The organism is Citrobacter sp. Cpo089 (assembly GCF_030332695.1).
Taxonomy (GTDB): domain Bacteria; phylum Pseudomonadota; class Gammaproteobacteria; order Enterobacterales; family Enterobacteriaceae; genus Citrobacter; species Citrobacter portucalensis.
In genome coordinates, this window is sequence record NZ_JAOWHJ010000076.1 from 90025 (window position 1) to 101929 (window position 11905).

At 50.7% G+C, this 11905-nt stretch carries 13 protein-coding genes and 1 tRNA gene; 4 read left to right on the plus strand and 10 right to left on the minus strand.

Features of this window, described 5'->3' with window-relative positions:
* Nucleotides 1-2: 2 nt before the first annotated feature.
* The 3 genes from csgE to csgG are packed head-to-tail and all read left to right on the plus strand — an operon-like array spanning nt 3 to nt 1699.
* On the plus strand, nt 3-401 hold the full coding sequence (csgE, locus tag OGX92_RS22450; RefSeq protein WP_003832091.1) for a curli production assembly/transport protein CsgE: 399 nt from the start codon (nt 3-5) through the stop codon (nt 399-401).
* Nucleotides 402-426: 25 nt separating this feature from the next.
* Nucleotides 427-840 (plus strand): curli production assembly/transport protein CsgF, encoded by a 414-nt coding sequence (gene csgF / locus OGX92_RS22455; RefSeq protein WP_003832089.1) that lies wholly within the window; start codon nt 427-429, stop codon nt 838-840.
* Between the two features lie 25 nt (nt 841-865).
* On the plus strand, nt 866-1699 hold the full coding sequence (gene csgG / locus OGX92_RS22460; RefSeq protein ID WP_003036082.1) for a curli production assembly/transport protein CsgG: 834 nt from the start codon (nt 866-868) through the stop codon (nt 1697-1699).
* Between the two features lie 46 nt (nt 1700-1745).
* Here csgG and OGX92_RS22465 read toward each other — a convergent pair whose 3' ends face one another.
* From OGX92_RS22465 to ghrA, 4 genes are all read right to left on the minus strand, one after another.
* The gene (locus tag OGX92_RS22465; RefSeq protein ID WP_032934412.1) at nt 1746-2228 is read right to left on the minus strand and encodes a DUF1097 domain-containing protein; all 483 of its coding nucleotides are present in this window, start codon (nt 2226-2228) and stop codon (nt 1746-1748) included.
* A 101-nt stretch (nt 2229-2329) separates the two neighbouring features.
* Nucleotides 2330-2884 (minus strand): TorD/DmsD family molecular chaperone, encoded by a 555-nt coding sequence (locus OGX92_RS22470; RefSeq protein WP_286587114.1) that lies wholly within the window; start codon nt 2882-2884, stop codon nt 2330-2332.
* Nucleotides 2885-2907: 23 nt separating this feature from the next.
* Entirely contained in the window at nt 2908-3645 is a 738-nt protein-coding gene (locus OGX92_RS22475) for a phosphatase (RefSeq protein ID WP_003832082.1), read from the minus strand.
* Nucleotides 3646-3855: 210 nt separating this feature from the next.
* On the minus strand, nt 3856-4794 hold the full coding sequence (gene ghrA, locus OGX92_RS22480) for a glyoxylate/hydroxypyruvate reductase GhrA (RefSeq protein WP_003832080.1): 939 nt from the start codon (nt 4792-4794) through the stop codon (nt 3856-3858).
* Nucleotides 4795-5030: 236 nt separating this feature from the next.
* Here ghrA and OGX92_RS22485 point away from each other — a divergent pair.
* Nucleotides 5031-5118 (plus strand) — tRNA-Ser (locus OGX92_RS22485).
* 326 nt (nt 5119-5444) lie between these two features.
* Here the strand turns inward: OGX92_RS22485 and phoH are convergent.
* The 6 genes from phoH to putP all read right to left on the minus strand — a co-directional run bounded on the left by phoH (nt 5445) and on the right by putP (nt 11786).
* A complete protein-coding gene (gene phoH, locus OGX92_RS22490; RefSeq protein WP_003832078.1) occupies nt 5445-6233 on the minus strand; it encodes a phosphate starvation-inducible protein PhoH in 789 nt (262 codons plus the stop codon).
* On the minus strand, nt 6212-6508 hold the full coding sequence (locus OGX92_RS22495; RefSeq protein ID WP_003832077.1) for a hypothetical protein: 297 nt from the start codon (nt 6506-6508) through the stop codon (nt 6212-6214). Before OGX92_RS22495 ends, phoH begins: the two co-directional genes overlap by 22 nt.
* Before the next feature lie 247 nt (nt 6509-6755).
* The gene (gene efeB / locus OGX92_RS22500) at nt 6756-8039 is read right to left on the minus strand and encodes an iron uptake transporter deferrochelatase/peroxidase subunit (RefSeq protein ID WP_126956840.1); all 1284 of its coding nucleotides are present in this window, start codon (nt 8037-8039) and stop codon (nt 6756-6758) included.
* Nucleotides 8040-8044: 5 nt separating this feature from the next.
* On the minus strand, nt 8045-9172 hold the full coding sequence (gene efeO, locus OGX92_RS22505; RefSeq protein WP_286587115.1) for an iron uptake system protein EfeO: 1128 nt from the start codon (nt 9170-9172) through the stop codon (nt 8045-8047).
* A gap of 58 nt (nt 9173-9230) precedes the next feature.
* Entirely contained in the window at nt 9231-10064 is an 834-nt protein-coding gene (gene efeU / locus OGX92_RS22510; RefSeq protein WP_003036041.1) for an iron uptake transporter permease EfeU, read from the minus strand.
* Between the two features lie 213 nt (nt 10065-10277).
* Nucleotides 10278-11786, minus strand: coding sequence for a sodium/proline symporter PutP (gene putP / locus OGX92_RS22515; RefSeq protein WP_032936247.1), 1509 nt, complete (start codon nt 11784-11786; stop codon nt 10278-10280).
* Nucleotides 11787-11905: the final 119 nt, after the last annotated feature.

Consider the following 11905-nt stretch of genomic DNA (forward strand, 5'->3'; position numbering starts at 1 on the left):
CCATGAAACGCTATTTGACCTGGATTGTGGCAGCAAATTTATTCTTTGCTGCCGGGAGTCTGCACGCAGCGACAACCGTAGAGGTGGAGGTTCCCGGACTGTTAACTGACCACACTGTCTCTTCAATCGGTCATGATTTTTATCGGGCCTTTAGTGATAAGTGGGAAAGCGAGTACACAGGAAACTTAACCATTAATGAAAGACCCAGTGCGCGTTGGGGAAGTTGGATCACCATAACGGTCAATCAAGACGTTATCTTCCAGACTTTTTTATTCCCAACGAAAAGAGACTTCGACAAAATAGTTGTCTTCGCATTGGCAGAAACTGAAGAAGCATTAAATCGCCGGCAAATAGATCAAACACTATTAAGCACTAGCGATTTAGCGCGTGATGAATTCTAAAACATGATTTTGTCCGGAGGCTTTCATGCGTGTTAAACATGCAGTGGTTTTGCTCATGCTAATTTCACCATTAAGTTGGGCCGGAAACATGACGTTCCAGTTTCGCAACCCAAACTTTGGTGGCAACCCGAATAATGGTGCTTTTCTGTTGAACAGCGCCCAGGCCCAGAACTCATATAAAGATCCAAGCTATGACGATTACGGTATTGAAACCCCGTCAGCTCTGGATAACTTTACTCAGGCGATTCAGTCACAAATTCTCGGTGGCCTACTCACCAACATTAATACCGGTAAACCAGGAAGAATGGTGACCAATGATTTTATCATTGATATCGCCAACCGGGACGGACAACTGCAATTGAATGTCACCGACAGGAAATCGGGGAAAACTTCGACTATTGAAGTGTCGGGTTTACAAACACAGTCGACCGACTTCTAAGTTATAGCCACGAAAGGAAATAATCATGCAGCGTTTACTTATCATGGTGGCAGTAATTTTACTCAGCGGATGTTTAACAGCCCCGCCTCAAGAAGCCGCTAAGCCGACATTAATGCCCCGAGCCCAAAGCTATAAAGACTTGACGCATCTGCCTATGCCTACAGGTAAGATCTTTGTGTCGGTATACAACATTCAGGATGAGACTGGCCAATTTAAACCTTACCCGGCAAGTAACTTCTCAACCGCCGTCCCGCAAAGCGCCACGGCTATGCTTGTCACCGCATTGAAAGATTCTCGTTGGTTCGTCCCACTGGAACGTCAGGGGTTACAGAACTTGCTTAACGAACGCAAAATCATTCGTGCAGCTCAGGAAAACGGTACGGTTGCGATTAATAACCGGATCCCGCTACAGTCCCTGACCGCGGCAAACGTCATGGTGGAAGGGTCAATTATCGGTTATGAAAGCAACGTTAAATCCGGTGGTGTCGGTGCACGTTATTTTGGTATTGGCGCCGATACGCAATACCAGCTCGACCAGATAGCGGTAAACCTGCGCGTAGTTAACGTCAGCACCGGTGAGATCCTGTCGTCAGTGAATACCAGTAAAACCATTCTGTCTTATGAAGTACAGGCTGGGGTGTTCCGCTTTATTGACTACCAGCGTCTGTTGGAAGGTGAAATTGGTTACACCTCTAACGAACCGGTTATGCTTTGTCTGATGTCAGCGATTGAAACGGGCGTTATCTTCCTGATTAATGACGGCATCGATCGCGGATTGTGGGATTTGCAGGATAAGAAACAAGTTGATAATGACATTCTGGTTAAATACCGTCATATGTCGGTACCGCCAGAATCCTGATGGGTCTATACAGCATAAAAAGCGTGAGGAAATCCCTCACGCTTTTTTATTTACTGGTCAGCGTCGACGATATTCTATTTTCACGGCGAGATGCCAGCCACAGACCACTGTTTTTCATCGCATAGCCGAATACCAGACCCAGTGCCAATGACGGAACAACCAGTCGCCAGTCCCCCTGCCCTGCAAATGTTGCACATGCGCCAATGAACGTGCCCGGTACAAATGAAAGCAACCATTGCTTTGCCTGGATACACATCAGAAACGCGACAATTCCTGTCATGACATAACCAATAATGTCCATATGCGGAGCAAGCGCGCTACCGTTAATAATCACCAACGCCCACACCACACCGCTTAGCAGCGTACACGCCGAGATCCACAGTCCTTTTAACCCACCTTGCGGGCAGGCGAAATAAGCCGTACAACCCAGAAAGCCAGCCCAACTGAGTAAACCAAGAGAAACGGCCACCCATCCCCAGATCCCGGAGAGAATGCCCGTTGTGATTGCAATTGAGAGAAGTATGTTCATGCCGCGCATCTTAGCAGAAAAACGGCATGGGAATGAGATCGCGCACACAATTTATGCAAGCTTATAAATTGAGTTGCACTATTAAGTGATACGCATCACATTTATTCGTCTGTATCTTCCTGCAATTCGTCCCACATCGCACCAATGGCATCACGCGTCAGCGGTGCTATCGTACGCCAGAAAGGCGTGTTCGCGTGCGCTTCAACTTTTCCAAGGAACGTACCGCACCAGGGCAGCAAGTAGTCTACAAACAAGGTTTCAAGCGCCTCACTTTCATCTTCCGCAGACTGGTCCTCAAGCCATGAAGCCGCCAGCAACAGCGTACCAATGTGATCTGCCGGTGTATCAGCCAGCGGCATGCCCCGGGCTGAAAGAAATGCACGAACATCGGATTCTTTCGCCCCTTCTACCCAGGCACTACGATATGGCGGCACTGCACACTCGTCACCGACAAACAGCGCGTTGTAATCTGCAGCCAGCTGGGGCATATCGCAGCTCTTCTGTAAACGGGTGAGCAGTTCGTCCTGTTCCAGCGGCCAGTTGGCGGGCAGTTTACCTTCACTAATTAAGGTAAACAGGGGAACCAGTAAAGGGTCCTGCGGTTGGCGGTAAAACAGCGAGCCCAGTACACGACACAGGATAGAAAACTCGTTCATTGATATATTCCAGTTAGTAACAATTACAGTTCAGCAAATTCCGCGATCGGCTCCATGCCTCGCGATTCCAGAAACGCCAATAGACGTTTAGGTGTGACGTTTAAAATTCTGTCTTCAGGGAAATTAACATCATCCAGGATTTTACGGCATTCGCCAAATTCTCCCAGCGTGAAAGCGGTATGTGAATCCGACCCTAACGCCACCCAGCCGCCAGCATCACGTACAGCCGCAGCAACCGCACGACAATTATCCTCACTGCCCTTACGCGAATGCAAAAACGAAGAGTTATTGATTTCCAGTGCAACCTGGTACTTTGCTGCCGCCTTCGCAATTGCTTTAATATCAACAGGATACTTTGGATTTCCCGGATGGCTGATGATGTGCACATTACCGCTGGCCATCGTAGCTATCATTGCCTGGGTATTGGTGTCTTTATCGTGAGGGGCAAAAACCGGCTCATGGAAGCCCGCAATAATGAGGTCCAGGGAGGTAAACATCGGACCTGAACAGTCAATTTCACCTTCAATATTCTTAATATTGGCTTCGATTCCTCGCAGGATCCCCACGCCATCCACGACACGTGGCCAAATACGCATATTGATAAAGTGCCAGTGGTGTGGCGCATCCGCCATGTCCGGTCCATGATCGGTAATGGCAAATAGCTTGATGCCTTTGCGACGAGCTTCCGCGATGTAATCACTTAAGGTGCTGTAGGCGTGGGTGCTGGCGACGGTATGCATATGCAGGTCAACGGGATACATAACTCTCTCCTGTAGTCATTTTCCGTCAAGGATAGCAGGTATCGCCGCCATTAATACCCTAAAAATTCGAGTCGTAGGCAGGTGGCAAGGGAGTGATACCTGAATCACTTACTTATGTAAGTGATTCAGGTGAACAACCGTAGCCAACGCACATCCAGCTTGAAGTATGGCGGGTATTCTAGCTGAAACCCGGTACTTGCCGGGTTACCATCAATATCCCCGAACGCGATTGACCTGACCTGTTACGACTTGCCCGCTCTCCAGGTTCATAATCGTGCGGGAGATATAGTCCACCGCTTCTGCCGGACGGGTAACTGCGGCAATATGTGGCGTCATCGCCACACGCGGATGTTTCCATAATGGGCTGTTTTCTGGCAGCGGTTCACGGCTATAAACATCCAGCATGGCCCCCTTCACCTTGCCGCTGTCCAGCGATGCCAGAAGATCGTCTTCATTGAGATGAACACCGCGTGCAAGGTTCAGCACGTAGGCACCATCCTGCAATTGGCTAAGTAAATCAGCGTTAATAATGCCTACGGTTTCTGCCGTATTAGGCAGGAGGTTGATCAGCACGCGAGTTTGACTCAAAAATGCGCCCAGTTCCTCAGTACCGGCGAAGCTTTCCACGCCAGACCAGGATTTACGCGTACGACTCCAGCAGCGCAGTGGGAATCCCCATGCTTGCAGGCTTTCGGCAACTTTTGCGCCCAATACCCCTGCCCCCATGATCCCGACGGTAAATTCCTCGCGAGTATATTCTGACAACGGTTGCCATTTCGCCTGATTTTTCAATGCCTGATAATCATCAAAGCGACGAAACCAGTGCAGCACCTGACTGACCGCATATTCCTGCATTTGCAGGCCCATACCCGTATCTTCCAGACGGAAAAGCGGGATCGACGCATCCAACATTTCCGGATGAGCATTGAGTTTACTGAGAATAGAATCGACACCCGCTCCCAGCGCAAATACGGCTTTTAATTTTCGTCCTGCGAGCATTTCAACCGGCGGATGCCAGACCAGCGCATAGTCAGCATGTGCATTATCACCCGCTTTCCACTCGCGTACGTTCGCACCAGGTATTGCCTTTGCCAACGCATTAATCCACCAGGTCGTATCGAATGTTGGGTGATAGAAAATTATATCCATATTGTCTCCTGAACATTGTTGTGCGGAACTTTCTCGCACTTATTATCATCATTTTTCGAGGGAACATCAGAGTAGCAAATTTTAGGATGCTGGCAAAAAAAACAATTCCCGCTTATTTATGCTCCATGTTGCTTGAAGTTTGTGTAAATGCACATTTTTTTCAAAAAGTTGATTGACGGCGGGGCGGTGTTTCCCCTACATTAGCGCCCGTTCCGGTAGCACAGGGACAACAATATGGTGAGGTGTCCGAGTGGCTGAAGGAGCACGCCTGGAAAGTGTGTATACGGCAACGTATCGGGGGTTCGAATCCCCCCCTCACCGCCATATTTTAAGAAGAGCTCGTACGAAAGTACGGGCTTTTTTTTCGCATGTTGCACATCTGCGGGGGGATGAGAAGCCCCGACCGGGGTTCGACTACTGGCGCAGCCAGTTGGACAGACCGGGAGCGCAGCGAACGGGCTGCCCCGCAGGGGCGAGCAAAGCGAGTCAATCCCCCCCTCACCGCCATATTTTAAGAAGAGCTCGTACGAAAGTACGGGCTTTTTTTTTCGCATGTTGCACATCTGCGGGGGATGAGAAGCCCCGACCGGTCATGTACTGGCGTCAAACAACAAAGCCCGGTTTCCCGGGCCTTGAAGACGGAGTACATATCAGTTGTAAGCGTTGAGCGTCCGCTGACAAAGCGCAGAGCGGACGCAATCGTCTTTATTGAAACGAACAATCCCAACCATCTCATCTTCTTCGAAACGGGCCAGCGCATCGCTAAGCCCTGAGCGAACGTGGGCTGGTAGATCGCACTGGGTCACATCCCCATTCACAATCACCGTCACATTCTCCCCGAGGCGGGTCAAAAACATCTTCATTTGCGCAGCAGTGACGTTCTGAGCCTCGTCAAGAATGACCACTGCATTTTCAAATGTACGTCCACGCATATAGGCGAACGGCGCGATTTCCACCTTACCAATCTCAGGTCGCAGGCAATATTGCATGAAGGAGGCTCCCAGCCGTTTGACAAGCACGTCATACACGGGGCGAAAATAGGGAGCAAACTTCTCGGAAACATCTCCAGGTAAGAAGCCGAGGTCTTCATCAGCTTGCAGAACTGGACGGGTTACAATGATCCTGTCCACATCTTTATGGATCAGGGCCTCTGCTGCTTTTGCCGCGCTGATCCAGGTTTTACCACACCCGGCTTCACCGGTGGCGAAGATCAGCTGTTTACTCTCGATAGCATTCAGGTAGTGCGCCTGAGCTTCATTCCGCGCCGTGATTGGCGAGGCGTCGCGACTGTCACGCGCCATACCAATCGCTTCTACGCCGCCCATCTGCACAAGCGAGGTGACCGATTCATCTTCACGTTGCTTATGGCTACGCGAATCCCGCCTCAGCACACGTTTTGCTTCACGACGAGCTTTGATCACTGCTTTTTGTCTTCCCATGGATAGCACCTTGAGTTGTAGGTATACATCACACGCGCCGTTGGCGGCACGATTATGCGCACGAACATCTGAGGGTTGGCTTCCTTGTAAGCCATTGCTTGCTTTCGGATAAGACGCCACGCACAGCTACGCGCACCGTACAGGGCGTCAGTTGCGAAGATAAGAAGTGAATAAGAGAGAGATTTAGCGGTGACGAGGAGGCTACCGGAAGAGAAACGTCCGCGTAAGGTACTGCTGTTACTGTGAAAAACGTGTCCAATACAGGACTTTTCCATTCGCGATCTCCATAGTGAATGACAATCACCGCCGGGAACTACCGCTATTACTTATAAGTACATCATAACCTTTCGCTAATGCAACAATATTTTTACTTACTGTTAACTTAAATTCTATCTTATCACCAGAGACAGTCTCTTGCAGAGAGATGACAGAATTATTTCAGTCGCATACCGATCATAAAAAATAGTTTGTTCCTTCATCAAGATGTCAGGAAAAACCCCGCTGTACTGCGGGGCATAATCATCAGGCTTCAAGCAGAGACTGTCCCAGATAATTGTCTGCAGTTTTAACACCCGGCAAAGCAAAGAAATATCCCCCACCAATCGGTTTGACATATTCTTCCAGCGCTTCACCGTTCAGACGTTTCTGCACTGTCAAAAAACCTTTTTCCAGATCGTGTTGATAGCAGACAAACAACAGCCCCATATCCAGTTGACCGGAATTAGTCACACCGAGCGAATAACTGTAGCCACGACGCATCATCAGGCTGGAGTCGGTCTCTTTCGTACGCGGATTTGCGAGACGGATATGGCTGTCGAGCGCAATCACCTCGCCTTCAGGATCGCTGGCATAGTCAGGCACATCATGCTCATGCTGCATACCCAGCGGCGCGCCGGTGTGTTTATCGCGACCAAAAATCGTTTGCTGCTCTTTCAGCGGCGTACGATCCCAGAACTCAACGCGAAACTGAATGAGCCTGACGGCCTGATAGCTACCGCCTTGTGCCCAGTCAGGCTCGCCCTGCCCGTCCGTAACCCACACCACGTCTTGCATCAACTTCGCATCCGTAGCGTCCGGATTCGCGGTGCCGTCTTTAAAGCCAAGCAAATTGACCGGGGTCTCTTTGCCTTTACTACGTGCGGCGTGGTCGGAAATAAAACCTTCACGTTTCCAGCGCACGCTAAGGAGATCGGGTGTATGTTTAATGATATCGCGCAACGCGTGGATGACGGTGTCCTGGGTGTTGGCACAAATCTGCAGCAGCACATCGCCATGGCACAGCGCCGCATCCAGCGAATCATTCGGGAAACGGGTCATTTTTTGCAGCTTTTTCGGCATCTGCGATTTCAGGCCATAGCGTTCATCAAACAGCGAGGAGCCGACTGACACCGTCATCGTCAGGTTGTCTGGCGCAATGTATGCGCCGAGGATACCTGAATCCATAGGGGGGAGACGCGGATTCGGCGTATCCGGCGCCGGTCCACCGGTGGTCAGAAACGCAAACCGGCTGGTCAGCAACCGGAATAACCGCTCAAGATCGGCCTTATCGCTGGCGAGAACATCGAATGCCACCAGCATCATTGATGCCTGCTGCGGCGTCAGGATCCCCGCCTGATGCTGACCATAAAACGGCTGCGCTTCACTACGTGCATCCGGAGACAACGTGCCCGGCGCGCTTTGTGATTTTTGCGCGTGGGCAACCGGACACCCACCCGCCAGCGCCAGCGCCCCACCCAGGGCGCCCATCCCTTTCAGTAAACGTCGGCGTGACGGTTCGCTCACGCCGTTTTCATTATCTTGCTGCATAGTGCTTAGTCCAGACCCAGAACACCGCGTAATTGCGACAAATCTTCCGCCAGCGTCGTGATTGGCCCTTTCAGTGCATTACGATCGGCATCAGTCAGTTTGTCATAGGTTTCAAAGCCGTCTTTGGTACGGTACTTGCTCAGAATGGTATCGACCTTTTTGAAGTTCGCATCCACCTTCGCAAGCAGTTCAGCATTGGATTTTTGCAAGTGAGGACGCAGGAGATCGACAATTTTCTGCGCACCATCGACGTTGGCCTGGAAATCCCACAGATCGGTATGGCTATAGCGATCTTCTTCCCCACTGATTTTGCTGGCAGCAACTTCTTCAATCAGTCCTGCTGCCCCGCCAACAACTTTAGACGGTGGGAAAGCCAGCTCGCTAATACGCGTTTGCAGGTCAAGAACATCGCTGTTTAATTGGTCGGCGTACTTATCCATACCTTTGGTGGTATTGTCGCCAAACAGCGCTTTCTCCAGGCGGTGGAAGCCGGTGAATTTAGGATCGGCGGCTTTTTGCTCATAATCATCTTCACGTGCATCGATGCTGCCATCGAGATCGGAGAACAGTTCAGCAATCGGTTCAATACGCTCATAATGCTGACGGGTTGGCGCATACAGCGATTTCGCTTTTTCCAGATCGCCAGCTTTAATCGCATCGGTAAAGGCTTTGGTGCCCGCAACCAACTGCGCGGTTTCGGCTGTCACATAGGCTTTGTATTCGGTAATCGCGCCGCTCAGACTCAGCAGAGCATCGCTTTGCGCGGCATCCGCCGTTGCGCTACCTTTTACGATCAGTTTGCCTTTCGGGTTAGTCAACAGGCCGCAGGTCATATCATATTCGCCAGGCTGGAGGTTAGCGGTCATTTTCTGGCTAAAGCCCGGTGCAATGTTTTCGCGTTCTTCAACCACCATAACGCCTTTGAGGATCTCCCACTCCAGCGCTTTCTGGCTATGGTTCTGGATGATGAACTGCGTTTTCCCTGCATTAACCGTGATAGTCATCGGTTCACATTGTTTGTCGTTAACCGTGACTTTCACCTGCGGAATATCGGCAGCTTGTGCATTAAAAGCGGAGGCAAACAGCGCGGCGATACCTAGCTGCAGCGCACTACGGCGAAAATTAAACGTCATAACCTATCCCTATAAATAAGTATGTTGTAACTAAAAAGTATTCTGCATCGCGTTTTTATCAAGGTGCGGTACGCGATGCCGTAGTGCCTGAACGCGGCGGTAACGCAAACATAATCAACGCCGGAATCAGGTAGATAAACCAGACAGCGACTTCACTAACGCTTGGCGCTTCCTGATAGCCGAAAATGCCTTCCATCAATGTGCCAAACAGCGAATGCGTCGACAGCACGCTGCTCAGGTCAAACGCCACATCCTGAAAATGATTCCACAACCCAGCTTCGTGGAAAGCACGGATTGCCCCTGCAGCAAGACCGGCAGCCACCAGCAAAATGAACAGGCTGGTCCATTTGAAAAATGCCCCGAGATTGAGGCGAATGCCGCCGAGGTAAATCAGGTAACCCAGTACCACCGCGGTAGCCAGTCCCAGCATCGCGCCTAACGGCGGCCAGATACCTACATCCTGCTGGAATGCTGCCAGCAGGAAGAACACCGACTCCAGCCCTTCACGGGCAACAGCAAAAAAGACCATCATAACCAGCGCCCAGCCGTGATGGTTGCCACGCTGCAACGCGTTATCGACAGCCTGTTCAAGCTGGACTTTGACGTTGCGCGAAACTTTACGCATCCAGAACACCATCCAGGTGAGGATCACCACGGCAATGACCGCCACGATGCCTTCAAACAGCTCCTGTTCTTTTTGCGGAAATTCACCGGTGGTTTCGTTGATGAAAATCCCTAACGCCAGGCATAACGCCGCCGCCAGCAGAACACCAATCCACATCACACCAATCCATCGACCACGCTGAGTCCGTTTCAGGTAGCTGGCAATCAGGCTGACAATCAGCGCGGCCTCTAACCCTTCGCGCAACATAATTAGAAATGGAACAAACATGCGAAGAACCCTTAAACGTTATTCTCAGTCAATTGATGAAAAGAAAAGTAAATTACAGTGATAGTGATTATCATTACAGGAAAGAAAAACTCAAGCAGAATGTTTTGAGAATGATGACTGAATGTAAAAGGTTAGGCAGGTAACGGTTATAGCAGGTTTACAACGGAAGCAATAAAAAAGCCCGCACGCGGCGGGCTTGAAGACAGAGGCAGATTATTCTGCCTGTAAACGCGATGGCGGAGCTGAGTGATAATGCGCATCAGCCTCGGCAAAACGTTGCTGCATAGCAGTTGAAGGCGCTTTACCCAACAGGCTGAAGACCACAATACCGATGCTGCCGAAAACAAAGCCCGGGATGATTTCATACAGACCCAACCAGGCAAACTGCTTCCAGACGATTACCGTCACCGCACCGATGATCATCCCTGCCAGCGCGCCGTTGCGGGTCATACGCGACCACATTACCGAGAACAGAACCACCGGACCAAACGCCGCGCCGAAGCCCGCCCAGGCGTAGCTTACCAGACCCAGCACGCGGTTCTCCGGGTTCGCCGCCAGCGCGATAGACACCAGCGCCACGACCAGCACCATGATGCGGCCAATCCATACCAGCTCTTTCTGGCTGGCATTTTTACGCAGGAACGCTTTGTACAAATCTTCGGTGATTGCGCTGGAGCACACCAGCAGCTGGCAGCTCAAGGTCGACATAACCGCAGCGAGGATCGCAGACAGCAGAATACCAGCAATCCACGGGTTGAACAGGATTTGCGCCAGTTCAATAAACACGCGCTCGGCGTTCTGGTTAACAGCACCGGCAAGCTGTGGGTTGTTGTTAAAGTAAGCAATACCAAAGAAGCCCACGGCCACGGCACCTGCCAGGCACAGGATCATCCAGGTCATACTGATACGGCGAGCATGAACGATGCTATGGTGGGAATCTGCTGCCATAAAGCGCGCCAGAATATGCGGCTGGCCAAAGTAGCCCAGACCCCAGCCCATCAAAGAAATGATGGCAACAAAATTCAGCCCTTTGAACATGTCCACGTTCTCAATGCTCTTTTGTTTAATCACTTCCAGCGAATCTTCAAATCCACCCACGCCAATAATGACCATTACCGGCGTCAGGATCAGAGCAAAGATCATCAGGCTGGCCTGGACGGTATCGGTCCAGCTAACCGCCAGGAAACCACCAATAAAGGTATAAATGATCGTCGCAGCCGCCCCTGCCCACAGCGCTGTTTCATAGCTCATGCCAAAGGTGCTTTCAAACAGACGCGCCCCTGCCACAATCCCTGAAGCACAATAGATGGTGAAAAACAGCAAAATAACCAGCGCGGAGATAATACGCAAAATTCGGCTTTTATCTTCAAAGCGACCGGTAAAGTAATCCGGTAACGTCAGCGCATTGTTATTGTATTCGGTATGTACACGTAAACGTCCGGCCACCAGCTTCCAGTTGATCCATGCGCCCAAAATAAGGCCGATGGCGATCCAGCTTTCTGAAATCCCCGACAGGAAAATCGCGCCGGGCAACCCCATCAGCAACCAGCCGCTCATGTCAGATGCCCCGGCAGATAACGCGGTCACGAATGGACCCAGACTGCGTCCACCCAGAATGTAATCGTCAAAGTTTTTGGTTGAACGCCATGCAATAAACCCTATCAATATCATGCCGAAAATATAGACACAGAATGTCACTAACATCGGTGTGCTAATAGCCATCAAAACTCTCCAAAATTATGTATCAGCAATGCCGTGGCTTGCCGTTTTATTACCCTGCCGGAACGTGGCAAAGATATCTATGTTGACCAGGGCGACCGTATCCTGCCGGAAGCGATGGT

Bases quoted from the DNA above. Each gene is read 5' to 3' on its own strand.
- csgE (WP_003832091.1), top strand. From the start codon at position 3: ATGAAACGCTATTTGACCTGGATTGTGGCAGCAAATTTATTCTTTGCT.
- csgF (WP_003832089.1), top strand. From the start codon at position 427: ATGCGTGTTAAACATGCAGTGGTTTTGCTCATGCTAATTTCACCATTA.
- csgG (WP_003036082.1), top strand. From the start codon at position 866: ATGCAGCGTTTACTTATCATGGTGGCAGTAATTTTACTCAGCGGATGT.
- OGX92_RS22465 (WP_032934412.1), bottom strand. From the start codon at position 2,228: ATGAACATACTTCTCTCAATTGCAATCACAACGGGCATTCTCTCCGGG.
- OGX92_RS22470 (WP_286587114.1), bottom strand. From the start codon at position 2,884: ATGAACGAGTTTTCTATCCTGTGTCGTGTACTGGGCTCGCTGTTTTAC.
- OGX92_RS22475 (WP_003832082.1), bottom strand. From the start codon at position 3,645: ATGTATCCCGTTGACCTGCATATGCATACCGTCGCCAGCACCCACGCC.
- ghrA (WP_003832080.1), bottom strand. From the start codon at position 4,794: ATGGATATAATTTTCTATCACCCAACATTCGATACGACCTGGTGGATT.
- phoH (WP_003832078.1), bottom strand. From the start codon at position 6,233: ATGGGAAGACAAAAAGCAGTGATCAAAGCTCGTCGTGAAGCAAAACGT.
- OGX92_RS22495 (WP_003832077.1), bottom strand. From the start codon at position 6,508: ATGGAAAAGTCCTGTATTGGACACGTTTTTCACAGTAACAGCAGTACC.
- efeB (WP_126956840.1), bottom strand. From the start codon at position 8,039: ATGCAGCAAGATAATGAAAACGGCGTGAGCGAACCGTCACGCCGACGT.
- efeO (WP_286587115.1), bottom strand. From the start codon at position 9,172: ATGACGTTTAATTTTCGCCGTAGTGCGCTGCAGCTAGGTATCGCCGCG.
- efeU (WP_003036041.1), bottom strand. From the start codon at position 10,064: ATGTTTGTTCCATTTCTAATTATGTTGCGCGAAGGGTTAGAGGCCGCG.
- putP (WP_032936247.1), bottom strand. From the start codon at position 11,786: ATGGCTATTAGCACACCGATGTTAGTGACATTCTGTGTCTATATTTTC.